25 protein-coding genes and 1 tRNA gene are annotated in these 23,236 nt (G+C 69.4%); 19 read left to right on the top strand and 7 right to left on the bottom strand.

Annotation, left to right across the window (positions count from 1 at the left end):
• Positions 1-41: 41 nt before the first annotated feature.
• The 4 genes from PIQ37_RS10880 to PIQ37_RS10865 all read right to left on the bottom strand — a co-directional run bounded on the left by PIQ37_RS10880 (position 42) and on the right by PIQ37_RS10865 (position 3,537).
• On the bottom strand, positions 42-1,010 hold the full coding sequence (locus tag PIQ37_RS10880; RefSeq protein ID WP_342073480.1) for a FecR family protein: 969 nt from the start codon (positions 1,008-1,010) through the stop codon (positions 42-44).
• Complete coding sequence (locus PIQ37_RS10875; protein WP_342073479.1) at positions 1,010-1,558, bottom strand: RNA polymerase sigma factor; 549 nt, start codon at positions 1,556-1,558, stop codon at positions 1,010-1,012. Before PIQ37_RS10875 ends, PIQ37_RS10880 begins: the two co-directional genes overlap by 1 nt.
• Before the next feature lie 48 nt (positions 1,559-1,606).
• A complete protein-coding gene (locus PIQ37_RS10870; protein WP_342073478.1) occupies positions 1,607-2,674 on the bottom strand; it encodes a VirK/YbjX family protein in 1,068 nt (355 codons plus the stop codon).
• 329 nt (positions 2,675-3,003) lie between these two features.
• Positions 3,004-3,537: a Smr/MutS family protein gene (locus tag PIQ37_RS10865; RefSeq protein WP_017911056.1), complete on the bottom strand. Its 534-nt coding sequence runs from the start codon at positions 3,535-3,537 to the stop codon at positions 3,004-3,006.
• 217 nt (positions 3,538-3,754) lie between these two features.
• On the opposite strand from PIQ37_RS10865, the gene surE reads away from it, so the two are divergent.
• The 5 genes from surE to PIQ37_RS10840 all read left to right on the top strand — a co-directional run bounded on the left by surE (position 3,755) and on the right by PIQ37_RS10840 (position 6,913).
• The gene (gene surE / locus PIQ37_RS10860; protein WP_342073477.1) at positions 3,755-4,534 is read left to right on the top strand and encodes a 5'/3'-nucleotidase SurE; all 780 of its coding nucleotides are present in this window, start codon (positions 3,755-3,757) and stop codon (positions 4,532-4,534) included.
• A complete protein-coding gene (locus PIQ37_RS10855; RefSeq protein WP_279361041.1) occupies positions 4,531-5,208 on the top strand; it encodes a protein-L-isoaspartate(D-aspartate) O-methyltransferase in 678 nt (225 codons plus the stop codon). The genes surE and PIQ37_RS10855 overlap by 4 nt, the downstream gene beginning before the upstream one ends.
• Positions 5,209-5,227: 19 nt before the next feature.
• Positions 5,228-5,842 (top strand): YqaA family protein, encoded by a 615-nt coding sequence (locus PIQ37_RS10850; RefSeq protein WP_342073476.1) that lies wholly within the window; start codon positions 5,228-5,230, stop codon positions 5,840-5,842.
• Positions 5,839-6,639, top strand: a complete 801-nt coding sequence (locus PIQ37_RS10845; protein WP_342073475.1) for a peptidoglycan DD-metalloendopeptidase family protein — start codon at positions 5,839-5,841, stop codon at positions 6,637-6,639. Before PIQ37_RS10850 ends, PIQ37_RS10845 begins: the two co-directional genes overlap by 4 nt.
• 139 nt (positions 6,640-6,778) lie before the next feature.
• The gene (locus PIQ37_RS10840) at positions 6,779-6,913 is read left to right on the top strand and encodes a hypothetical protein (RefSeq protein WP_342073474.1); all 135 of its coding nucleotides are present in this window, start codon (positions 6,779-6,781) and stop codon (positions 6,911-6,913) included.
• A gap of 350 nt (positions 6,914-7,263) precedes the next feature.
• Here PIQ37_RS10840 and PIQ37_RS10835 read toward each other — a convergent pair whose 3' ends face one another.
• The gene (locus PIQ37_RS10835; RefSeq protein WP_342073473.1) at positions 7,264-7,638 is read right to left on the bottom strand and encodes an Mth938-like domain-containing protein; all 375 of its coding nucleotides are present in this window, start codon (positions 7,636-7,638) and stop codon (positions 7,264-7,266) included.
• Between the two features lie 19 nt (positions 7,639-7,657).
• Positions 7,658-7,963 (bottom strand): ribosome assembly RNA-binding protein YhbY, encoded by a 306-nt coding sequence (yhbY, locus tag PIQ37_RS10830; protein ID WP_010341321.1) that lies wholly within the window; start codon positions 7,961-7,963, stop codon positions 7,658-7,660.
• A gap of 66 nt (positions 7,964-8,029) precedes the next feature.
• On the opposite strand from yhbY, the gene rlmE reads away from it, so the two are divergent.
• Positions 8,030-8,662 carry a 23S rRNA (uridine(2552)-2'-O)-methyltransferase RlmE gene (gene rlmE / locus PIQ37_RS10825; RefSeq protein WP_017910618.1) on the top strand — a complete coding sequence of 211 codons (633 nt, stop codon included), beginning with the start codon at positions 8,030-8,032 and terminating at the stop codon, positions 8,660-8,662.
• 71 nt (positions 8,663-8,733) lie between these two features.
• Positions 8,734-10,671, top strand: a complete 1,938-nt coding sequence (ftsH, locus tag PIQ37_RS10820; protein ID WP_342073472.1) for an ATP-dependent zinc metalloprotease FtsH — start codon at positions 8,734-8,736, stop codon at positions 10,669-10,671.
• Positions 10,672-10,683: 12 nt separating this feature from the next.
• Here ftsH and PIQ37_RS10815 read toward each other — a convergent pair whose 3' ends face one another.
• Positions 10,684-10,944, bottom strand: coding sequence for a hypothetical protein (locus tag PIQ37_RS10815; RefSeq protein ID WP_342073471.1), 261 nt, complete (start codon positions 10,942-10,944; stop codon positions 10,684-10,686).
• Between the two features lie 2 nt (positions 10,945-10,946).
• Between PIQ37_RS10815 and folP the strand changes: the two genes are divergently transcribed.
• From folP to PIQ37_RS10755, 12 genes are all read left to right on the top strand, one after another.
• Positions 10,947-11,852 (top strand): dihydropteroate synthase, encoded by a 906-nt coding sequence (folP, locus tag PIQ37_RS10810; protein WP_342073470.1) that lies wholly within the window; start codon positions 10,947-10,949, stop codon positions 11,850-11,852.
• Positions 11,852-12,802: a tRNA (adenosine(37)-N6)-dimethylallyltransferase MiaA gene (gene miaA / locus PIQ37_RS10805; RefSeq protein ID WP_342073469.1), complete on the top strand. Its 951-nt coding sequence runs from the start codon at positions 11,852-11,854 to the stop codon at positions 12,800-12,802. Before folP ends, miaA begins: the two co-directional genes overlap by 1 nt.
• 119 nt (positions 12,803-12,921) lie before the next feature.
• Complete coding sequence (gene hfq / locus PIQ37_RS10800) at positions 12,922-13,197, top strand: RNA chaperone Hfq (protein ID WP_010341316.1); 276 nt, start codon at positions 12,922-12,924, stop codon at positions 13,195-13,197.
• Between the two features lie 26 nt (positions 13,198-13,223).
• Positions 13,224-14,549 (top strand): ribosome rescue GTPase HflX, encoded by a 1,326-nt coding sequence (gene hflX, locus PIQ37_RS10795; protein ID WP_026143930.1) that lies wholly within the window; start codon positions 13,224-13,226, stop codon positions 14,547-14,549.
• Positions 14,550-14,715: 166 nt separating this feature from the next.
• Positions 14,716-15,210, top strand: a complete 495-nt coding sequence (locus tag PIQ37_RS10790) for a CinA family protein (protein ID WP_150409704.1) — start codon at positions 14,716-14,718, stop codon at positions 15,208-15,210.
• A gap of 34 nt (positions 15,211-15,244) precedes the next feature.
• Complete coding sequence (gene ubiB, locus PIQ37_RS10785; RefSeq protein ID WP_342073468.1) at positions 15,245-16,921, top strand: 2-polyprenylphenol 6-hydroxylase; 1,677 nt, start codon at positions 15,245-15,247, stop codon at positions 16,919-16,921.
• 344 nt (positions 16,922-17,265) lie between these two features.
• Complete coding sequence (gene lexA / locus PIQ37_RS10780) at positions 17,266-17,901, top strand: transcriptional repressor LexA (protein WP_017910626.1); 636 nt, start codon at positions 17,266-17,268, stop codon at positions 17,899-17,901.
• A gap of 196 nt (positions 17,902-18,097) precedes the next feature.
• Positions 18,098-19,135 carry a recombinase RecA gene (recA, locus tag PIQ37_RS10775; protein WP_342073467.1) on the top strand — a complete coding sequence of 346 codons (1,038 nt, stop codon included), beginning with the start codon at positions 18,098-18,100 and terminating at the stop codon, positions 19,133-19,135.
• A gap of 116 nt (positions 19,136-19,251) precedes the next feature.
• Positions 19,252-19,746 (top strand): recombination regulator RecX, encoded by a 495-nt coding sequence (recX, locus tag PIQ37_RS10770; protein ID WP_017914259.1) that lies wholly within the window; start codon positions 19,252-19,254, stop codon positions 19,744-19,746.
• A 106-nt stretch (positions 19,747-19,852) separates the two neighbouring features.
• Positions 19,853-22,504: an alanine--tRNA ligase gene (gene alaS / locus PIQ37_RS10765; protein WP_342073466.1), complete on the top strand. Its 2,652-nt coding sequence runs from the start codon at positions 19,853-19,855 to the stop codon at positions 22,502-22,504.
• 136 nt (positions 22,505-22,640) lie between these two features.
• The gene (gene csrA, locus PIQ37_RS10760; RefSeq protein ID WP_010341308.1) at positions 22,641-22,853 is read left to right on the top strand and encodes a carbon storage regulator CsrA; all 213 of its coding nucleotides are present in this window, start codon (positions 22,641-22,643) and stop codon (positions 22,851-22,853) included.
• 81 nt (positions 22,854-22,934) lie between these two features.
• Positions 22,935-23,027, top strand: a tRNA-Ser gene (locus PIQ37_RS10755).
• Positions 23,028-23,236: the final 209 nt, after the last annotated feature.

Raw genomic sequence — 23,236 nt, 5'->3', positions numbered from 1 at the left:
GCGGCCGCCGCCCCGTAAGCCGGGGTGGCGCGCGGTATCGCCTAACGGCGGCTCAGCACGATCTCGTCCTTGCCCTGGCGCACCTGCAGCGGGAACACCTGCGGCAAGGCCTCGATCCACTGCGCGGTCGCCTGGGTGTCGACGGTGCCGGTGAAGCTCAGCCGTGCAAGCTCCGGGTCGTCCAGGCGCAGCGGCCGGTCGCTGTAGCGGTTGACCCGGGCGATCACCGTGTCCAGCGGCGTATCGACGAACTCCAGCCGGTGATCGCGCCAGGCGGTGGCCTGCGCCACGTCGATCCGGCTGACCTGCAGCGCGGGCTTGGCCGGATCGTAGGACACGCGCTGCCCGGCCACCGCTTCCAGCCCGCCGATGCCGTCGGCCGGCACCTGGCCGGCGCCGTAGATGCGGACCCGGCCTTCGGTGACCGCGACCTCGACGCGTTCGCCGTCACGGCTGACATCGAAGGCGGTGCCCACGTCCAGGATCGACACGCCGCCGGCGTCGACCACGAACGGACGCCCGGCGTGATGCGCCACGTCGAAGAAGGCCTCGCCGGCGATCAGGTCCACGTGGCGCTGCGCGGCACTGAAGCGGGTACTCAGCTTCGATGCGCCGCCGAGCGCGATCTTGGACCCGTCCGCCAGCACGATGTCCTGGTGGCGGTTGGTCGCGCTGCTGTAGACCTGGGTGAGCGGCGGCGGGTGCAGCTGCCGCCAGGCCAGGGCGCCGCCGAGCGCCAGCACGCCCACGCAGGCCGCTACATGCAGCGGCCGCCAGCGCGAACGCGACGGCGCGAACCTGCGCACCACCTCGTCCCGCGCTGCCGCATCGAGCGTCGCCAGGTCGCCGCCGAGCGCATTGATGCGTTCGAACGCCTGCAGATGCCGCGGGTCGGCCTCCGTCCAGTCCAGCCAGCGCGCCACGGTGTCCTCGTTGCTGTCGGGTTCGCGCAGCAGTGCCCACCAGCGCGCGGCGTCGTCGAGGATGTGTTGGTCGATGCCGCTGTCCATTACGGGATCTCCGCTTCGTCGAAGCGTTTGCGGCAATGCGCGAGCGCGTTGGCCACATGGTAGCGGACCATGCGTTCGCTCACGTTCATCGCCTTGGCGATCATGCCGAAGTCCTTGCCTTCGATCACGTGCAGCACGAAGGCGCGGCTGGTCTTTGCGGGAAGTTCCTTCAACGCCCGGGTCAACTCGCGCAGTTGCTCGCTGGCCGTGGCGTGCCGCTCCGGAACCGGCGGCAGCGGCAGATCGTGTTCCGGCAGTTCCACTGCGGCGTTTTCGCGGACCTTGCGCATGCGCAACCGGTCCACCGCCAGGTTCGAGGCGACATGGAACAGGTAGGCGCGCGGCGATGCCAGCGCGTCGGGACGCTCAAGCGTCACGATGCGCATGTACGCCTCCTGCGCCACGTCCTGCGCGTCCGCCATCGAGCCGAGCTTGCAGTGCAGGAACGCGAGCAGGGCGCGGTGATGTTCCTTGAACAGCGCGTCGACCTGGTGCGCAGGCGCCTGCTCCGGCGACGGCGCGCCCTCGGTGTGCTCGGCCCGGCTCACGACTGCTGATGCTCCTGGAGGGAAGCGGCCGCGGCAGTATAGCCAGGCTCACTGGCCGCCACGCGACGCAGCACCGCAAGCGAGCGGCAGCGCCGCGGCCAGCAAGCCTTCCGCATGCGTCCGCAATGCCTCGCGGCGGCGAAACGCCGAACGGTGCTGGCTGGGCACGTCCGCCACGCTCTTGCGCGGCTGCGTCGGCGGCAGGTCGAACCAGCCGTCTGGGCCAGCCGTGGCGCCCTGTTCGGTCCAGAACGCGTCGTAGTCGGCCAGGAACACCTGGCGCTTGCGCTGCAGCGGATGCGCGGCGTTGCCGATGGCGCGGATGTCGCGTGCGCCGATGCGCTCGGCGAAGGCGTAGGCCAGCGCCAGCATCAGTTGCTTGGGGCGCAGCCCGTGCATCTGCTTGGTCAGCGTCCGCACCACGTCACGCGCATCGCCGCCGCTGGGGCCCTGCAGACAGCCGATCAACACCGTCGGATGGGCGTCGTCGCCGGTCACGGTCAGCACCAGGCGATACAGCTGGCGTCCACCCGCGTCGCTGAGCTGCAGCCACAGTTCGCCTTCGCAACTCATCGGCGCCGGCGGCAGCAGGGACAAGGTCAGCGTGCTGCCATCGTGCAGTGGCAGGGTTCCCAGGTCCGCCTGGCCTTGCCGGTAGATGGCGTCGAACAAGGCCGTGGGCAGGCGATCGAGCATCAGCCGGTAGTGCTGCTGCAGGTGGCGCAACCGCGCCGCGCTGCTCCAGCGGGTGTTGACGAAACGGTGCAGGTGGCGCTCGAGCAGGCGCGGGTCGCGTTCGGCATAGCCGCGCATGCGCGGATCGCGGCGCAGTGCATCGAGGAAACGGCCGTGCTCGGTCGGCATGCTCAACGCACGCAGCAGGTACTTGGTCGCCTTGATCCCGCGCTGCAGGCGGTTGCCGTGCCAGTCCGTGCGCCCCTGGAACGACGCCAGGAACAGCGGCCACCACCGGGACGGTGCGGCGCCGGCGCTCGGCCGGGGCGGCAGCACTGGCCGGGTCAGGCGGGTCGGCGCCGTTTCGAACGCTGCGGCGCTCGCGGAAACGTCCACCAGATCAGTGGGTTGCAGGAAGAATTCGGTGGTCGCTTCGGTCACGTTCGGCTCGCAGAGGGACGGTGCTCTCTGACAAGACGTTTCAAGGGGCGAAAATTGAAATGGGGCCGCACGCGCGGTGCTCGGCCGCGTCCGCGGCGTCCGGTCTGGCCGGATCTGCGTCGAGCAGGCAGCGGGGGCGCGCGACGGCATCCCGCCGCGACGGTATTCCCGTTCCCGCCGGTCGTGGTGAAGCCGCTCTGACACGCGAATGACAGATCAGTGCGCGATGCCGGATGTGGCGGCGCCACGACCCGGCGCCCTTTACCTCAGCCAGTGCGCAGGTTGCCGATGAGGTCCGCGAGCCGCGATGCCCGCGGCTGCGGTGCCGCTCAGCGCCGCGCCAGCAGCACCAGCATCGCACCGGTGCCGCCTTGCGCGGTCGGCGCCGAATGGAAGGCCAGCACGTCGTTGCGCTGGCGCAGCAGGCGGTCCACCAGGTTCTTCAGCAGCGGCACGCCGCCCGATTGCAGGCCCTTGCCGTGCACGATCCGCACGCAGCCGAACTCGTGCGCGTGCGCCTCGGCCAGGAACTGGCGCAGCAGCGTCTCGGCCTGCGCCGCGGTGGCACCGTGCAGGTCCAGTTCGTCCTGGGCCGAGAACTGGCCCTTGCGCAGGCGCTGGAACACCCGCGCCGGCAGATGCTCGCGGCGGTAGCTGGCCACGTCGCCGGCTTCCAGTGGGGTGCTCTGGCGCAGCAATTGCTGGAACTCGCCCTGCGCCTCGGCGTCGTCGCGTTCGGCCATGCGCGCGCGCGGCTTGGGGCGCGGCTTGGCATTGGCCGGCGGCGTCGCGTTGAGCGGGGCCACCTTGCCGATGGCCGCGCGGAACAGCGCGGCGGGATCTTCGTCGTCGGAATGCGCCATGCGCACAGCTTAGAGCGTGCGGCGCGGTTTGAGGTGAGCGCGGCGTTGCCGGCGGCGTCTGGTGCGTGGACCACCGCGCTGCCGGCGCGCGGTGGTCGCGCTGCGGTCGCACGGCGCCGCTAGCGCACGTGTTCGGCCGTCACCGCGGTCGTCGTCGCGCTGTCAGCGACCTGGCAGGGCGCATCCGGTATCATGCCCCCGGTTTTCGAGGAGCACCATGCGCGTATTAGTGAGCAACGACGACGGCGTCGACGCCCCCGGCATCCGCATGCTGGCCGAGCAGTTGCGCGGCGCCGGCCACGAGGTGACGGTGGTCGCACCCGACCGCGACCGGTCCGGCGCCAGCAATTCGCTGACCCTGGATCTGCCGATCCGGCTCAAGCGCATCGACCACTACACCTGCAGCGTCGCCGGCACGCCCACCGACTGCGTGCATCTGGCGCTCACCGGCATGCTGGAGTTCGACCCGGACATCGTGGTCTCCGGCATCAACAATTCCGCCAATCTCGGCGACGACGTGATCTATTCCGGTACCGTCTCGGCGGCGATGGAAGGCCGCTTTCTCGGCCTGCCCGCGGTCGCGGTGTCGCTGGTCAGCCACAACCACGACCCCAGGCATTTCCAGACCGCCGCACGCGCGGCGGTGGAGATCGTGGCCCAGCTCAAGGCCGATCCGCTGCCGGCCGACACCATCCTCAACGTCAACGTGCCCGATCTGCCGTGGCAGGAGCTCAAGGGCTTCGAGGTCACCCGGCTCGGCAACCGCCACCGTTCCGAACCGTGCCTGCCGCAGACCGACCCGCGCGGCGGCACCGTGTACTGGATCGGCCCGGCCGGGCGCGAGCAGGATGCCGGTCCCGGTACCGACTTCCACGCGGTACGCACCGGCTTCATCTCGATCACCCCGATCCAGGTCGATCTGACCCGCTACCAGGCATTGGAAAAGGTCGCCAGCTGGGTCGGCGGCCTGACCGCCGCGCTGGGCCGCCCGGCATGACCCCGCGGTTGCGCCTGCAGCCGGAAGCCATCGGCATCGGCATGACCTCGCAGCGCGTGCGCGACCGCCTGGTCGAGCGCCTGCGCGAGGCCGGCATCCGCGACGAGAGCGTGCTCAATGCCGTGCGCACCGTGCCGCGGCATCTGTTCATCGACGAGGCGCTGGCCTCGCGCGCCTACGAGGACACCGCGCTGCCGATCGGCCACGGCCAGACCATCTCGCAACCGTGGGTGGTGGCGCGCATGACCGAGACGGTGCTGGAAGCGGCGCCGAAGAGGGTGCTGGAAGTCGGCACCGGCTCCGGCTACCAGGCGGCGATCCTGGCCGCGCTGGGGCTGGAGGTGCATACCGTCGAGCGCATCGGCGACCTGCTGCGGCAGGCGCGCAAGCGCTTCCGCCAGCTCGGCATGAACGTGCGCAGCAAGCACGACGACGGCCGCATCGGCTGGCCCGAGCATGGCCCGTTCGATGCGATCGTGGTCACGGCGGCGGCACCGGCGCTGGTCGATGCGCTGATCGAACAACTGGCCCCGGGCGGCTGCCTGGTGGCGCCTGTCGGCGGCCCGTCCGCGCAATCGCTGATCCGCCTGCGCCGCGACGCCGACGGCCAGATCGAACAAGACGTCCTGGCGCCGGTGACCTTCGTCCCGTTGCTGTCGGGCATGCTGGATTGACCTCTCGGAGCCGCACTGGATGAAGATTTTCGGGCCGTTGTACGAACGCGCCATCGGCTGGTCGCGGCATCGCCGCGCGCCGGCCCTGCTGACCGGGCTCAGTTTCGCCGAGGCCATCGTGTTCCCGGTGCCCCCGGAGGTGATGCTGGCACCGATGTCGCTGGCGCAGCCGCGACGCGCGCTGTGGTTCGCCACGCTGAGCCTGCTCGGCTCGTTGGCCGGCGCGGTGATCGGCTACCTGCTCGGCCATTTCGCCTTCGCCGCGGTGCAGCCGCTGATCGAATGGCTGGGCTGGACGCAGAAGATCGATGCGCAGGTGAACCAGCTGCGCGAGGTCATCGCCGAGTCGCCGTGGCGTGCGTTCTGGCTGCTGGTACTGGCCGGCTTCACCCCGATCCCGCTGAAGATATTCACCTGGGCCTCAGGCATCGTCGGGGTGCCGCTGCTACCGTTCCTGGCGAGCATGCTGGTGGGGCGCGGCAAGCGCGTGTACCTGGTGGCCGGGGCGATCCGCCTCGGCGGGCCGCGCGCGGAAGCCGCATTGCGCCGCTGGATCGAGCCGCTCGGCTGGGTCGCCTCGGCGATCCTGGCGCTGCTGGTGGTGTGGGTCATATGGAGAGCGAAGGTCGGATGAGCGTGGATCGGGTGGTGCGAAACGGCCTGCGTTGCGGCCTGGGGGTGCTGGTGGCGGTGGCGCTCGGCGCCTGCAGCAGCGCCACAGTGGTGCGCACGCCCGGCGGTGCGCCCATGCGCGGCACCGCCGCCGCCTCGGCGCCGCGGATCTCGGTGCCCAAGCCCGGGGTCAGCGCCACCGTGCGCCGTGGCGACACGCTGTATGCGATCGCCCGCGCCAACAACATCACCCCGCAGGACCTGGCCGGCTGGAACGGCCTGCAGCCGCCGTACACCATCTATCCGGGGCAGTCGCTGAAGCTGTATCCGCCGGGTGGGGCAGTCGCCGCGCGGCCCGGTAGCGGCCCGGTGACGCCGCCGCCGGCCTCCGGTGCCGGCGCCGCCGCTCGGCCGCCGTCCGTTCCGGCGCCGGCGCCGGTCAGCAGCGGTTTTCCCTGGCGCTGGCCGGCCGATGGCGTGGTGGTCAGCCGCTTCGTCGGCGGCGAGGCGACCAAGCAGGGCGTCGACATCGGCGGCAGCAATGGCGAAGCGGTGCGCGCCGCAGCCGACGGCGTGGTGGTCTATTCCGGCGCCGGCCTGGTCGGCTATGGCGAACTGATCATCGTCAAGCACAACGAACAGTGGCTGTCGGCCTACGGCCACAACCGCAAGCGCCTGGTGAATGAAGGCCAGAACGTCAAGGCCGGCCAGCAGATCGCCGAAATGGGCCACAGCGGCGCGGCGCGCGACATGCTGCACTTCGAGATCCGCTACAACGGCAAGCCGGTCGACCCATTGCTGTATCTGCCGCCGAAGTAACCGGCCCGGCGCAGCGCGCCGGGCGCTCGCCATCGGCGCGGCCCAGTGGGCCGCAAGCGCCGCCGGCTCACCCACTACAACGGCAAGCCGGTGGACCCGCTGCTGTATCTGCCGCCGAAGTAACCGGTTGCGTCGTTGCGTGGGCGGATCCCCGGCCCGGCGCAGCGCGCCGGGCGTTCGCCATCGGCGCGGCCCAGTGGGCCGCAAGCGCCGCCGGCTCACCCACTACAACGGCAAGCCGGTGGACCCGCTGCTGTATCTGCCGCCGAAGTAACCGGTTGCGTCGTCGCGTGGGCGGATCCCGGCTCGGCGCAGCGCGGTATGCAGCCGGTGGTGCCTTCGTAGGAGCGGCTTCAGCCGCGACCGGATGCGCCGAGGAGTGTTGAAGCCGCTCCTGCGAAAGCGAATGTCGGTGGAGGGCCTCGGTCGCTCAAGCACGCGCTTGATGGCGACGGCGACACTGGGCGAACGGAACATTCACCGCGACGCGTCAATCTTGTCCTTGCAGGAGCGGCTTCAGCCGCGACCGCGCCGTTGGCGACATCCGCTTGCGGCTTAAAAAGCCGCCCAGATGAAAGCACGGTAGCTTCCTGCGTGGATCACAGTCCGCAGGCATGCTGCGCCTCAGCCTTCGAGCAGAAACCCCACCGCCACGCGACGGCCTTCGGCGGCCAGCACGTTGTAGGTGCGCGCCGCGGCGGCGTTGTTCATCACTTCGATGCCAATGCCGCGGGTCAGGAACAGGGCCATCACCGCCGCGGCGGGAAACACCTGGCGTTCGCCGGTGCCGAGGATCACCAGGGCCGGGTTGAGCTCCAGCAGCGGCTGCAGATGCTGCGGCTGCAGGTCGCCGGCCGGCGGGGCCTGCCAGTCCTCGACCAGGCTGTCGGGCGCGAGGACAAAGCTGCGGGTCAATAGGCGGTCGTTCACCTTGGCCTGGCGGCCGTCGGCCATGCGCAGGGCGTAGGCGTAGTCGGGCAGGTCCTGGGTCAGTTGCATGGGGTCACCGAGGGCGCGCTCAGGCGCGCGGCAGCACGATCTGCCGGTCTTCCTTGGCCGGGCGATACAGGATCGCGGTATGGCCGATGCGCTGCACCAGCACGCTGTGCGACTGCTCCACCAGGCTGCCGATGGCGGCGTCGCGGGCCTCGCGGTCGTCGCCGCCGACCTTCACCTTGACCAGTTCGTGGCGCTCCAGCACCTCGTCCAGTTCGGCCAGGAAGGCCGGGGTGACGCCCTTGCTGCCGATCTGCAACAGGGGTTTGAGGTCGTGGGCCAGGCCGCGCAGGAAGCGGTTCTGGGCCGAGGTCAGGCTGATCGACATGCAGGTGGGAGCAGGGTTGGCAAGGGCGATCAGGGTATCATGGCCGCCCCTCCCGACCGTGCGTCCATGGCCACCCGCAGCAAAAGCAGCCAACGCTGGCTCCGCGAACATTTCGCCGATCCCTTCGTGAAGAAGGCCCAGGCCGAAGGCATGCGCTCGCGCGCGGCCTACAAGCTGGAGGAACTGCTGCAGCGCGACAGGCTGCTCAAGCCGGACATGGTGGTGGTCGATCTCGGCGCCGCGCCGGGCGGCTGGTCGCAGCAGGTGCGAAAGTCCATGGGCGACCGCGGTCGCGTGCTGGCCCTGGACATCCTGGAGATGCCGCCGCTGGCCGGCGTGGAGTTCCTTCACGGTGACTTCAGGGAGGACGCGGTGCTATCGCAATTCGAGGCCATGCTGGGGGATACCCCGGTGGACCTTGTGCTGTCGGATATGGCCCCCAATAAGAGCGGAATGGATGCGGTCGACCAGCCGCGGATGATGCATCTGGCGGAATTGGCGATGGCGTTCGCCGACAGCCACCTGAAGCCGAACGGTGCGTTCCTGATCAAGTTGTTCCAGGGCGTGGGGTTCGACGACTACATCCGCGACATGCGCCGCCGCTATGAGAAGGTGACCATCCGCAAGCCGGCCGCGTCGCGCAAGCGCTCGCCGGAGGTCTACGCCCTCGGACAGGGCAAGCGCGCCCAGATCAAGTAAGCTGAACGCAAGGCTGAATCCGCAATGCCACGCATCGAGACAGAGTTGAAGGGACACCGGAGCCAATGAGGATGAACGACTTGACCAAGAATCTGCTGTTGTGGGTAGTCGTTGCCGTCGTGCTGATGGTGGTGTTCCAGAGCTTCTCGCCGCGGCTCGTCGGCGGCGCGGGCACCGACAACGTGACCTACTCCCAGTTCCTGAAGGACGTGGACGCCGGGCGGGTGAAGTCGGTCGATTTCACCGACGCCACCAACCTGTCGGTCAACGCGATCCGCTTCAAGCGCGCCGACGGCAGCGAGGGCTCGGTGTACGGCCCGAGCGACGGCAAGCTGATCGACGTGCTGTACAGCAAGAACGTGGACATCACCCGGCAGAAGCCCGACAACGGTCCGGGCTTCTGGTCGCTGGTGCTGAACTTCCTACCGGTCATCCTGATCATCGGCTTCTGGCTGTTCATCATGCGCCAGATGCAGGGCGGCGGCGGCGGTGCCAAGGGCGCGATGTCCTTCGGCAAGTCGCGCGCCAAGCTGCAGGGCGAGGACCAGATCAAGATCACCTTCGCCGACGTCGCCGGCTGCGACGAGGCCAAGGAAGAGGTCGGTGAGCTGGTCGACTTCCTGCGTGACCCGACCAAGTTCACCAAGCTCGGCGGCAAGATCCCGCGCGGCGTGCTGATGGTCGGCCCGCCGGGCACCGGTAAGACCCTGCTGGCCAAGGCCATCGCCGGCGAGGCCAAGGTGCCGTTCTTCAGCATCTCCGGTTCGGACTTCGTGGAGATGTTCGTCGGCGTCGGTGCCAGCCGCGTGCGCGACATGTTCGAGCAGGCCAAGAAGCACGCGCCGTGCATCATCTTCATCGACGAAATCGATGCGGTCGGCCGTCATCGCGGCGCCGGCCTGGGCGGCGGTCACGACGAGCGCGAGCAGACCCTCAACCAGTTGCTGGTGGAGATGGACGGCTTCGAGGGGGGCGAGGGCGTGATCGTGATCGCCGCGACCAACCGTCCGGACGTGCTGGACCCGGCGCTGCTGCGCCCGGGCCGCTTCGACCGCCAGGTCGTGGTGGGCCTGCCGGACGTGCGCGGCCGCGAGCAGATCCTCAAGGTGCACATGCGCAAGCTGCCGCTGGCCGACGACATCGAGCCGATGGTGATCGCGCGCGGCACGCCGGGCTTCTCCGGTGCCGACCTGGCCAACCTGTGCAACGAGGCCGCCCTGTTCGCCGCGCGCGAGTCGGTCAAGGAAGTGCGCATGGACCACTTTGATCGCGCACGCGACAAGATCCTGATGGGTGCCGAGCGCCGCTCGATGGCCATGAGCGAGGACGAAAAGACGCTCACCGCCTACCACGAGGCCGGCCACGCCATCGTCGGCCGCCTGGTGCCCGAGCACGACCCGGTCTACAAGGTCACGATCATCCCGCGCGGCCGCGCGCTGGGCGTGACCATGTACCTGCCGGAAGGCGACAAGTACTCGATGAACCGTGTGGCGATCGAGTCGCAGCTGTGCTCGCTGTACGGCGGCCGCGTGGCCGAGGAACTGATCTTCGGTACCGACAAGGTCACCACCGGCGCGTCCAACGACATCGAGCGCGCGACCAAGATGGCGCGCAACATGGTCACCAAGTGGGGTCTGTCCGACGAGCTGGGGCCGATCGCCTACGGCGAGGAGGACGACGAAGTGTTCCTGGGCCGTTCGGTGACCCAGCACAAGAGCGTCTCCGACGACACCGCGCGGCGCATCGACGAAGTGGTGCGGTCGATCCTCGACAAGGCCTATGCGAAGACCACGCAGATCCTCACTGAGAATCTGGACAAGCTGCACACCATGTCGCAGCTGCTGCTGCAGTACGAGACCATCGACGCGCCGCAGATCGAGGCGATCATGGAAGGCCGCGATCCGCCGCCGCCGATGGGCTGGAACAAGTCCGGCAAGGACGGCGGCAACAACGACAAGGGCAATTCGCGTCCGCTGCCGCCGATCGCCGGGCCTGCCGAGCAGGTGTAAGCGCCTCGTCCTTCAGGCACCGAAGAAGCCAGGGAGCGATCCCTGGCTTTTTTGTTGGCGGCGGTGCGCGTAGGTCGCACTGTCCCATGCCGACTCGCCGCCTGCGCGCGCCTGGGCGACAATGGCACTGCGCTGGCCGCAGGTTACCGCGTCGATGCGATGTGCCGCTGAAACGTCGCGCACGCCGCTGCCGACATGCGTGTGCGGCGGATGCCGCATGGCGCTGCGCAGCGCCGTCCCGCCGCCCGCCACGGCCACTACCAGGAGACTCACCGATGTTCGACACCTCGCCCAGCCTGCAGTGCGGCGCCCACCGGCTGCTGCTCGATCGCCCGCGGGTGATGGGCATCGTCAATGTCACCCCGGATTCGTTCTCCGACGGGGGCGCGCACGCCAGCGTGGACGCGGCGGTGGCGCATGGCCTGCGCCTGGCCGGGGAGGGCGCCGACGTGCTGGATATCGGCGGCGAGTCGACCCGTCCGGGCGCGGCGCCGGTGCCGGTGGAAGAGGAGCTGCGTCGGGTGATTCCGGTGATCGAGCGGCTGGCCGCGCAGACCGCGCTGCCGCTGAGCGTGGACACCTTCAAGCCGGAGGTGATGCGCGCCGCGGTCGCGGCGGGCGCCGGCATGATCAACGACGTGCAGGCCCTGCGCCAGCCCGGCGCGCTGGACGCTGCCGCGGAACTGGGGGTGCCGGTGGTGCTGATGCACATGCCCGCCGATGCCTATGCCGCCGGCACGACGCCCGGCTACGACGACGTGGTCGGCGAGGTGCACCGGTTCCTGGCCGAGCGCATCTTCGCCGCGGAGATGGCCGGCATCGACAAGCGCCGCATCCTGGTCGACCCGGGCTTCGGCTTCGGCAAGAGCACCGCCGACAACCTGCAGTTGCTGGCCCAGTTGGCGCGGCTGGTCGAGCTCGGCGTGCCGGTGCTGGCCGGCTTGTCGCGCAAGCGCAGCATCGGCGAACTGACCGGGCGCGAGGCGCCGGAGCAGCGGGTGGCCGGCTCGGTCGCGGCGCATCTGCTGGCTGCACAGCGCGGTGCCGCGCTGCTGCGCGTGCACGACGTCGCTGCCACCGTCGACGCGCTGAAGGTCTGGCAGGCGCTGCAGGCCGTGCCGTTGCCGCGCGCCGCCACAGCGTCGGCCGCGGCGACGATCCGCTGGCCGGACGAGGACTGATGGCGGCCGACCGGCGCCCGCGCTCGATCGCGCTGATGGGCCCGACCGCCTCGGGCAAGACCGCCGCGGCGATTGCCCTGGCCGAACGCTGCGGCGGCGAGATCGTCAGCGTCGATTCGGCGCTGGTCTACCGTGGCCTGGACATCGGCGCGGCCAAGCCCGATGCCGCCGAGCGCGCGCGGGTGCCGCACCATCTGCTGGACCTGCGCGATCCCTGGCAGGCCTATTCGGCGGCCGAGTTCGCCGCCGACGCGCGCGCTGCGCTGGAGGCGATCGTCGCCCACGGCCGCCTGCCGATCCTGGCCGGCGGCACCGGCCTGTACTTCCAGGCGCTGCTGGAAGGGCTGGCGCCGATGCCGGCGGCCGACCCGCAGCTGCGCGCGGCGCTGACCGCGCAGGCGCAGGCCGAGGGTTGGGCGGCGCTGCACGCGGAACTGCAGCGGATCGATCCGCTGGCCGCGCAGCGCATCCGCCCCGGCGACGCGCAGCGCATCCAGCGTGCGCTGGAGGTGTACCGGCTCAGCGGCCGGCCGATCAGTGCCTGGCAGGCGGATCCCGGTCCGCCGCGGCTGCCGCTGCGGGTGCTGAAGCTGGTGCTGGCGCCGGCCGAGCGCAGCGTGCTGCACGGGCGCATCGAGGCCCGCTTCGACGCGATGCTGGGGCAGGGCTTCCTCGACGAAGTGCGCGCCTTGCGCGCGCTGCCCGGGATGCAGGCGGTGGCGCAGCCGCTGGCGCTGCCGGCGGTGCGCGCGGTCGGCTACCGGCAGGCCTGGGAGTACCTGGACGGCGTCGGCGATGCGGCGGACTTCCGCGCCCGCGCCATCGCCGCCACCCGGCAGCTGGCCAAGCGCCAGCTCACCTGGTTGCGCGGCGAGCAGGATGCCCGCTGGTTCGACCCGGCACGCGACGCCGGGCGCCTGCAGGCGGCCCTGGACGCCTTCCTCGGCTGATCGGGCGCGCCGCCGCGCTGTGCTGGCGCCCGCGGTTGTGTAACATCGACCTTCCGGACCACGGCAGGGGAGCTGCAGTGCCGTCCCGGACAATAAAAACAATAATTTGGGAGTGAAGCATGTCCAAGGGGCAATCCTTGCAGGATCCTTTCCTCAACGCGTTGCGTCGCGAACGGGTCCCTGTCTCGGTGTATCTGGTCAACGGCATCAAGCTGCAGGGCACGATCGAGTCGTTCGATCAGTTCGTGGTCCTGCTGCGCAATACCGTCAGCCAGATGGTCTACAAACACGCCATTTCCACCGTGGTGCCGGCGCGCAACGTGCGCGTGGGACCGGGCGGCGGCTATGTGCAGCAGAACGAAGGTGGCAGTGCGGGTGATGATGAAGTCGAGTAGTACGGTAGCGAAGTGCGGAGCCGCGGGTGTTTGATCGGTCCCGCCGCGGCGAACATGCACTGCTGATCCAGCCCTACGCGGGCGGTCCGTTGGAAGACGATGTGCTGGAGGAGTTCGCCGACCTGGCGCGCTCGGCCGGTGCCAGCATCGCCGCCACCGTGACTGCGCGCATCGACAAGCCGAGTCCGGCGACGCTGATCGGCAGCGGCAAGCTGGAGGAGGTCAAGGCCGCCGCCGACGCCAGCGGCGCCGACCTGGTCCTGGTCAACCACGCGCTCAGCCCGGGCCAGGAGCGCAACCTGGAGAAGTACCTGGAGCGGCGCGTGATCGACCGCACCGGGCTGATCCTGGACATCTTCGCCCAGCGCGCGCGCAGCCACGAAGGCAAGCTGCAGGTCGAACTGGCCCAGTTGCGGCACATGGCCACCCGGCTGGTGCGTGGCTGGACCCACCTGGAGCGCCAGCGCGGCGGTTCGATCGGCCTGCGCGGCCCCGGCGAGACCCAGCTGGAAACCGACCGCCGCCTGCTGCAGAAGCGGGTGGAGCAGTTGCAGAAGCGGCTGGAGAAGGTCGAGGTGCAGCACACCCAGATGCGCCGTGCGCGGGTGCGCAGCGAGCTGCCGCGGATCGCGGTGGTGGGCTACACCAACGCCGGCAAGTCGACCCTGTTCAACGCGCTGACCGGCGCCGAAGCCTACGCCGCCGACCAGTTGTTCGCGACCCTGGACCCGACCGTGCGGCGCATCGCGCTGCCCGGCGGTAACGCCATGCTGGCCGATACCGTCGGCTTCGTGCGCAATCTGCCGCACGAGCTGGTGGCGGCATTCCGCTCGACCCTGTCCGAGGCGCGCGAGGCCGATCTGCTGTTGCATGTGGTCGATGCCGCCGATCCGCTGCGCGAGGAGCGCATCGCCCAGGTCGACGAGGTGCTGCACGCGGTCGGGGCCGGCGAACTGCCGCAGTTGCTGGTGTTCAACAAGATCGACCGAATCGAGGGCGCCGAGGTGCGTCACGATGCGCAGGACGGCGTGCCGGACACGGCGCGGCGCGAGCGGGTGTGGATCTCCGCGCGCGACGGGCGCGGCCTGGACCTGCTGCAGCACGTGCTCGGCCAGCGCCTGGGCCTGCGCCACGTGCAGGGCAGCCTGCGCCTGCCGCCGAGCGCCGGACGCCTGCGTTCGCAGTTGCATCAGTTGCAGGTGATCCGCAGCGAGCAGGCCGACGAGGACGGCTGGCTGCTGCAGGTGGACATCCCGATCACCGAGGCCGAGCGCCTGGCCGCCGCGGCCGACGGCGCGCCGATCCGCGCGCTGCTGCCGCCGCGCGAGCAGGAGGAGTGGCAGCAGCGCTGAGTGCCGCGTCTGCGCCGGCGTCGCTGCGGTCGACGCCGATCGGCGGGCCGGCGAGGTCGTGGCCCATGCGTCGCGTTGGCTGACGGCCGGCCATCCGCCGGCACGCGTAGGCGCGACAGCCACGGCGAATTGGGCTACAAAGCGCACTGGTTTCCCGAGCTGTGCCATGACGCTTCCCACCGATTCGGATCTGCTGCAACAGGCCACCGCGCTCAGCGATCGCTTGCGCACCGCGCGTGAGCGCCTGGTCACCGCCGAAAGCTGCAGCGGCGGCTGGATCGCCAAGGTGATGACCGACGTCGCCGGCTCCTCGGCCTGGTTCGACTGCGGCATCGTCGCCTACAGCTACGAAGCCAAGCAGGCGTTGCTGGGCGTGCGCCCGCAGACGCTGGAGCATCACGGCGCGGTCAGCCGCGAGACCGTGATCGAGATGGTGTCCGGGGCGCTGGTCAATTCCGGCGCCAGCGTCGCGGTCGCGGTGACCGGCATCGCCGGCCCGGGCGGCGGCTCCCCGGACAAGCCGGTCGGCAGCGTCTGGCTTGGCTGGAAGCGCCGCGGCGGCTATGCCAGCGCGCAGTTGTTCCAGTTCCCGGGCGACCGCGACGCGGTGCGCCGGCAGACCGTGGCCGCAGCCCTGCGCGGCCTGGACGCGTTGCTGTGATCGTGGCCGCGCGCCTTCCCCGAGGATGAGCGCGATGTGGGAGGCGTTGAGCACCGTCCGCGACCTGGGACGCCTGCAGGAAATCGCCTCGGTGCTGATCCGCTACGGGTTCGGCGACGTGGTCCGGCGCATCGGCATGGCCGACGTGCTGGAGCGCGCCGGGCGCCTGCTGCACTGGCACAACGCCGAGGAGATGCTGCGCATGTCGGCCCCGCAGCGGGTGCGGCGCGCCCTGCAGGATCTCGGCCCGACCTTCGTCAAGCTTGGCCAGGTACTGGCCACGCGCGTGGACCTGCTGCCGCCGGAATGGATCGACGAACTGGGCGAACTGCAGAACGCCGCGCCGGCACTGGACTACCCGCAGATCCTGCCGCAATTGATCGAGGCGCTCGGCGAGGCGCCGACGGCGATCTTCGCCGAGGTCGAGGAAACCCCGCTGGCCGCCGCCTCGCTGGCGCAGACCCATCGCGCCTGGCTGCACGACGGCACCGCCGTGGTGATCAAGGTGCGCCGCCCTGGCATCCGCGAGGTGATCGAGGCCGACCTGCGATTGCTGGCGCGGCTGGCGGAGATCGTCGAAGCGCGCGCGCCGGACCTGAAGCGCTACCACCCGGCGGCTGTGGTGCACCAGTTCACCCTGTCGCTGCGCCGCGAGCTGGATTTCGCCGGTGAGTGCCGCAACGCCGAGCGCATCGCCGCCAACTTCCAGAGACACGACGAAATCGTGATCCCGCGGGTGCACTGGCAGTGGACCTGCGAGACGCTCAACGTGCAGGACTTCGTCGACGGCATCGGCGGCCGCGACCTGACCGGGGTCGACGCCGCTGGCCTGGACCGGCGGCAACTGGCGCGCACCGGTGCCGACATCGTGCTGAAGATGGTGTTGGAGGACGGCTGTTTCCACGCCGATCCGCATCCGGGCAACATCTTCTACCTGCCGGGCGAGCGCATCGCGGTGATCGACTTCGGCATGGTCGGGCGCATTTCCGAGCAGCGCCGCTACCAGGTGGTGCAATTGCTGCACGGATTGGTCACCCAGGACGCCGAGGCGGTGGCCGACATCCTGCTGGAGTGGACCGACGGCGAGGTCGAGGTCGACGAGGCGCGCCTGCAACTGGAGATCGCCGCCTTCGTCGACCAGTACCGCGGCGTGCCGCTGAAGGACCTGCGGGTCGGCGCGATGCTCGGCGACGTCACCGCGCTGCTGCGCCAGCACGCGCTGGCGCTGCCGGCCGACCTGGCGCTGATGATCAAGACCTTCCTCACCCTGGAAGGGGTGGGGCGCCAGCTCGATCCGGACTTCGACATGGCCGGCGCCGCCGCGCCGTACCTGGAGCGGGTGATGCTGCAGCGGTTCGCGCCGCGGGCGATGGCCAGGCGCGGCCGACGCACCGTGCTGGGCGCGCTGGAACTGCTCGGCGACCTGCCGCGCGACACGCGCCGGCTGCTGCAGGCGGCGCGGCGCGGGCGCCTTCAGTTGAATGTGGAGACCGGCTCGCTGAAGGGCTTCGGCGACCAGGTCAACCGCGCCGCCAACCGCCTGACCATGGGTATCGTCACCGCCGCGCTGATCATCGGCTCGTCGATCGTGATGAACAGCGTCGGCGGCATTTCCAGCCGCTGGCTGCTGGCGATCGGCGTCTGCGGCTTCGTCGGCGCGGCACTGTCGGGGGTGTGGATCCTGTTCTCGATCTGGCGCAGCGGGCGCTGAGCGCGGCGCATGCTCTCGAGCACGGTCCGCCGGAAGGTGAGGCGGCTGGTCCGCAGACATCGCCCCGCTTCAATCGCCCGCTTTACAGGAGTGTCGGCGCGCACGCGATCCCTTGTGGGAGGGGCTTCAGCCCCGACGCGATGCACTCGAATCCCCGGTACACATTGCGTTGACGCTATGCAGGGTCCAAAAAGGCCGCGAGGATCAGAAGCCGCGCGCCTGCCGATGACGGCGTTGCGGGCGGTCGCGCGGAGCATCCATCACTGGTGGCAGCGAAGCGCGGCGGCGCTCCAGATCCACACGCCAGTTGCTCGCCAGTCGATTTAGTAGTATTACTACTAATCATGGACCTGACCGAAACCCAGCAGGCGATCCTCGACCTGATCGCCGAGCGCATCGAACACGACGGCGTGCCGCCGTCGCAGACCGAGATTGCCCGCGCCTTCGGCTTCAAAGGCGTGCGCGCTGCCCAGTACCACCTGGAAGCGCTGGAACAGGCCGGCGCGATCCGCCGCGTGCCCGGGCAGGCGCGCGGCATCCGCCTGCTGGGTGGGGCGGCCGCTCCGGCTCCCGCGCCGCAGGTGGACAGCGCCGACGTGCTGCGCCTGCCAGTGCTCGGGCGTGTCGCCGCCGGCCTGCCGATCGGCGCGGACATCGGCTCCGACGACTTCGTGGTGCTGGACCGGGTATTCTTTTCGCCGGCACCCGATTACCTGCTGAAGGTGCAGGGCGACTCCATGCGCGACGAAGGCATCTTCGACGGCGACCTGATCGGCGTGCACCGCACCCGCGATGCCCGCTCCGGGCAGATCGTGGTGGCGCGCATCGATGAGGAGATCACGGTCAAGCTGCTAAAGATCGGCAAGGACCGCATCCGCCTGCTGCCGCGCAACCCGGACTACGCACCGATCGAGGTGCTGCCGGACCAGGAGTTCGCCATCGAAGGCCTGTACTGCGGCCTGCTGCGCCCCAACCGCTGATGCCGCGCGTGGAGCAGGGCATGCACTACAGCGCCGGCCGGACTTTTCCGACCCCAGACATCGCCATTCGCCGCTGCCGTCGCCCGGTCCGGACGAATTATTTTCATCTCGCCACGCACTGTCTCAGTCCGTGCGATACCAGGCCCTTACATTGACCTCACTCCGCAAATCCTCCTCACCTTCCAAGGACACCACAATGGACGAGAACAAGAAGCGCGCGCTTGCTGCCGCCCTGAGCCAGATCGAGAAGCAGTTCGGCAAGGGCTCGGTGATGCGGATGGGCGATCGCGTCATCGAAGCGGTGGAAGTGATTCCGACCGGTTCGCTGATGCTGGACATCGCGCTGGGCATCGGCGGCCTGCCGAAGGGCCGTGTGGTGGAGATCTACGGTCCGGAATCCTCGGGCAAGACCACCCTGACCCTGCAGGCCATCGCGCAGTGCCAGAAGAACGGCGGCACCGCCGCGTTCATCGACGCCGAGCACGCGCTGGACCCGATCTATGCCGCCAAGCTGGGCGTCAATGTCGACGAACTGCTGCTGTCGCAGCCGGACACCGGCGAGCAGGCGCTGGAAATCGCCGACATGCTGGTGCGCTCGGGCTCGGTGGACATCGTGGTGGTCGACTCGGTCGCCGCGCTGACCCCCAAGGCCGAAATCGAAGGCGAGATGGGCGACCAGTTGCCGGGCCTGCAGGCGCGCCTGATGAGCCAGGCGCTGCGCAAGCTCACCGGCAACATCAAGCGCTCCAACACCCTGGTGGTGTTCATCAACCAGTTGCGCATGAAGATCGGCGTGATGATGCCCGGCCAGAGCCCGGAAACCACCACCGGCGGCAACGCGCTGAAGTTCTACGCCTCGGTGCGCCTGGACATCCGCCGCATCGGCGCGATCAAGAAGGGCGACGAGATCATCGGCAACCAGACCAAGATCAAGGTCGTCAAGAACAAGCTGGCGCCTCCGTTCAAGCAGGTCATCACCGAAATCCTCTACGGCGAGGGCATCAGCCGCGAGGGCGAACTGATCGACATGGGCGTGGAAGCCAAGCTGGTCGAGAAGGCCGGCGCCTGGTACAGCTACGGCAGCGAGCGCATCGGCCAAGGCAAGGACAACGCCCGCGGTTACCTGCGCGACAACCCGCAGGTGGCGGCCAAGCTGGAAGGCGAGCTGCGCGAGAAGTTCCAGCCCACGGAAATCGCCCCGAGCGAGGCCGAGGCGGAAGACGACGAGGCGTAATGGTTTTCTGCCGGGGGAGCGGTGGAGTCAGTGCCGCTCGTCTCCCTCGGCAGTCTTGAGCAAGCCAGGAGGGCGCGCGCCAGGGACGGCGCATTTTGAACGGGGTGGCATCGCCCATGAGCGACGAACAGGCACAAGAAGCACCACGTCGGCGTCGCCGGCAACCGGAACAGACGCCGCTGCAGAAGGCGCTGGGTCTGCTGGTGCGGCGCGAGCATTCGCGCAAGGAGCTGACCCGCAAGCTGCGTGCTCGTGGCGTGGAAGCCGACGCCGCTGCAGAAGCGGTGGAACGCCTGAGCGGCGAGGGCTGGCAGGACGACGGACGCTTTGCCGAACTGCTGGTGCGCAGCCGTGCCGGGGCAGGGTATGGCCCGCTGCATATCCGTGCCGAGCTTGGGACCCACGGCCTGGACAGTGAGGCCATCGCCACCGCGATGGGTGCCTTCGAGGGCGACTGGACCGAAAACGCGCGCGATCTGGTCCGGCGCCGCTTCGGTACTGCCGGGGCGATGGACCTGCCGCAGCAGCGCAAGGCCGCCGATCTGCTGGCGCGGCGCGGTTTCGATGGGGACAGCATCCGCGCCGCGGTGCGCGACGCTGCGGAGGACTGAGCGGGCCGGGCCTGCTACCCTTGGCGAGTTGTCTTGTCCGGTTTCCGTGGCGCCCTCATCTACGAGGGAGCGCCAGGACGCCCGTCCGCTCGTCTATAGCCAGCCCATGAACGCACCCGCCAAATTCTCCACCTCCCAGATCCGCAGCGACTTCCTCGACTTCTTCAAGGGCAAGGGTCACACCATCGTGCCGTCCGCGCCGCTGGTGCCCGGCAACGATCCGACGCTGCTGTTCACCAATTCCGGCATGGTGCAGTTCAAGGACGTGTTCCTGGGCGCCGAGAAGCGCAGCTACGTGCGCGCAGCGGACGTGCAGCGCTGCCTGCGCGCCGGCGGCAAGCACAACGACCTGGATTCGGTCGGCTACACCGCCCGCCATCACACCTTCTTCGAAATGCTGGGCAACTGGTCGTTCGGCGACTACTTCAAGAAGGACGCCATCGCCTGGGCCTGGGAGCTGCTGACCCAGGTCTGGAAGCTGCCGGCCGAGCGCCTGCTGGTCACCGTCTACCATACCGACGACGAGGCTTACGGCCTGTGGCGCGACATGATCGGCGTGCCCGCCGAGCGCATCGTGCGCATCGGCGACAACAAGGGCGCGCCCTACGCCTCGGACAACTTCTGGCAGATGGCCGACACCGGTCCCTGCGGCCCGTGCACCGAGATCTTCTACGACCACGGCGCGCACATCGCCGGTGGCCCGCCGGGGTCGCCCGACGAGGATGGCGACCGTTTCATCGAGATCTGGAATCTGGTGTTCATGCAGTTCGACCGCCAGCCCGACGGCACCCTGGTGCCGCTGCCGGCCCCCTGCGTGGACACCGGCATGGGCCTGGAGCGCCTGGCGGCGATCCTGCAGCACGTGCACACCAACTACGAGATCGACCTGTTCCAGACGCTGATCCGCAAGGCCTCCGAGCTGACCGGTACCGCCGATCTCGAGAACAAGTCGCTGCGCGTGATCGCCGACCACATCCGTGCCTGCGCGTTCCTGATCGTCGACGGCGTGCTGCCGTCCAACGAAGGCCGCGGCTACGTGCTGCGCCGGATCATTCGCCGCGCCCTGCGCCATGGCTGGATGCTCGGCGTGCGCCAGCCGTTCTTCAGCAAGCTGGTGCCGACCCTGGTGGAGCTGATGGGCGAGGCCTATCCGGAGCTGTCCGCCGCCCAGGACACCGTGCTGCGCGCCCTGCAGGCCGAGGAAGAGCGCTTCGCCGAAACCCTCGATGCCGGCATGAAGATCTTCGAGGACGTCGCCGCCAAGGCGCAGGGCGGGATGATCGCCGGCGAGGACGCCTTCCGCCTGTACGACACCTACGGCTTCCCTTTGGACCTGACCCAGGACATCGCCCGCGAGCGCGATCTGCGCGTGGACGAGCAGGGCTTCGAGACGGCCATGGACGAGCAGCGCCGGCGCGCGCGCGAAGCCGGCAAGTTTGGCGGCGGCGTGCAGTTGCCGGCCGACCTGGTGGCGACGCTGGCCCCGACCGTGTTCCTGGGGTACGACAGTCTGCAGGCCGACGGCCTGCGCGTGGTCGCCCTGCTCAAGGACGGTCGTCCGGTACAGTCGGCCCAGACCGGCGATGCGGTGATCGTGCTGACCGACAAGACGCCGTTCTATGCCGAATCCGGCGGCCAGGTCGGCGATCTCGGCACACTGACCGCCGCCGGCACCCGGGTGACGGTCACCGACACGCAGAAGTTCGCCGGCCAGTTCCATGGCCACGTCGGCACCCTGGAGGAAGGCAGCCTGAAGCTCGGCGACGTGCTCGCCGGTGAGGTCGATGCCGAGCGCCGCGGCGCCACCATCCTCAACCACTCGGCGACGCACCTGCTGCATGCGGCCCTGCGCGAAGTGCTGGGCACTCATGTCCAGCAGAAGGGTTCGCTGGTGGCGCCGGATCGGCTGCGCTTCGACTTCTCCCACTTCCAGCCGATCGGGGCCGAGGAGCTGGCGCTGATCGAGCGCAAGGTCAACCAGCAGGTCCGCGCCAACAATGCGGCCGAAGTGCATCAGATGGGCATGCAGGAAGCGCTGGATTTCGGCGCGATGGCGCTGTTCGGCGAGAAGTATGGCGAGCGCGTGCGCGTGCTCAAGATGGGCGACTACTCCACCGAACTGTGCGGCGGCACGCACGTCGGCCGGACCGGCGACATCGGCCTGTTCAAGATTACCAGCGAAGGCGGCGTCTCTGCCGGCGTCCGTCGCATCGAGGCGGTGACCGGGCAGGGCGCGCTGGACTACGTGGCGGCCGAGCAGGCCCGGCTGCGCGAGGCGGCCGACCTGGTCGGCGGCAACAGCCACGACGTGGTCGACAAGATCCGTCAGCTCGGCGACCGCTACAAGCGCCTGGAGCGCGAGCTGGAGGCGCTGAAGGCCAAGCTGGCGTCCGGCGCCACCGCCGACCTGGCCGGCTCGGCGGTCGACGTCGACGGCGTGAAGGTCCTGGCGGTGCGGCTGGAAGGCTTCGATGCCAAGGCGCTGCGCGAGGCCATGGATCGCCTGAAGCAGCAGCTGGGCGATAGCGTGATCGTCCTGGCCGGTGCCAGCGAGGGCAAGGTCGCCCTGGTCGCCGGCGTGAACGGCAGCCCAATGGGGCGGGTCAAGGCCGGGGAACTGTTGAGCCATATCGCCGGTCAGATCTCGGGCAAGGGCGGCGGCCGCCCGGACCTCGCCCAGGGTGGTGGCGAGGACGGGCCCGCCCTTGCCCCTGCACTCGCCGGCGTCCCCGCCTGGGTCAAGCAACATCTCCCCTGAACATCCGAACGCCGCGCCTTGCTGGCAGGGCGCGGCTTCCCGTAACATCACCCCTCTTTTCACTTTCATTATGGGGCGTGCCGCAGCGCGGGCGCCGTGCCGGTGAGACCCACCGGTTCCCTGGAGAATTCTAAAAATGTTGATCCTGACTCGCCGGGTAGGCGAAACCTTGATGATCGGCGATTCGGTCACCGTGACGGTGCTTGGGGTCAAGGGCAATCAAGTGCGTATCGGCATCACCGCGCCGAAGGATGTGGCGGTGCATCGCGAAGAGATCTACCAGCGCATCCAGCGCGGCGACGAGCCGAACTCCCACGGCGGCGGTCATGGCGATCAATCTGCCGATTGATGCGTCGAAAGGGTTTACCTGAGACCCCACAACCCGGTATTCTTCGCGCCCGGTCGCGGAATATCCGCAGCGCAGAAATCCGGAGTGATGCCCGAGTGGCTGAAGGGGCTCCCCTGCTAAGGGAGTATAGGGTCAAAAGCTCTATCGAGGGTTCGAATCCCTCTCACTCCGCCAGTGTCAAGGAAACGCCCGCAAATCAACGATTTGTGGGCGTTTTTCTTTTCGGCCACCTTGGGCACTCGCTTGGACACTTCCATGCGAGTCGCGCCCTCCCTCACGCGCGGCGAGACCGGCCGCTAAGACGTTCGGTCGCGCATCGGGCGCGCTTCGGCGCAAGATGGGAGAGCGCAGTACACGCATGGGGTGTGATCGCGCCGCGCTTG

This window comes from Xanthomonas protegens, assembly GCF_038442435.1.
GTDB classification, from domain to species: domain Bacteria; phylum Pseudomonadota; class Gammaproteobacteria; order Xanthomonadales; family Xanthomonadaceae; genus Xanthomonas_A; species Xanthomonas_A sontii.
The sequence above is the reverse complement of the archived record's forward strand: the minus strand, read 5'-3'. Positions and strand labels throughout refer to the sequence as shown.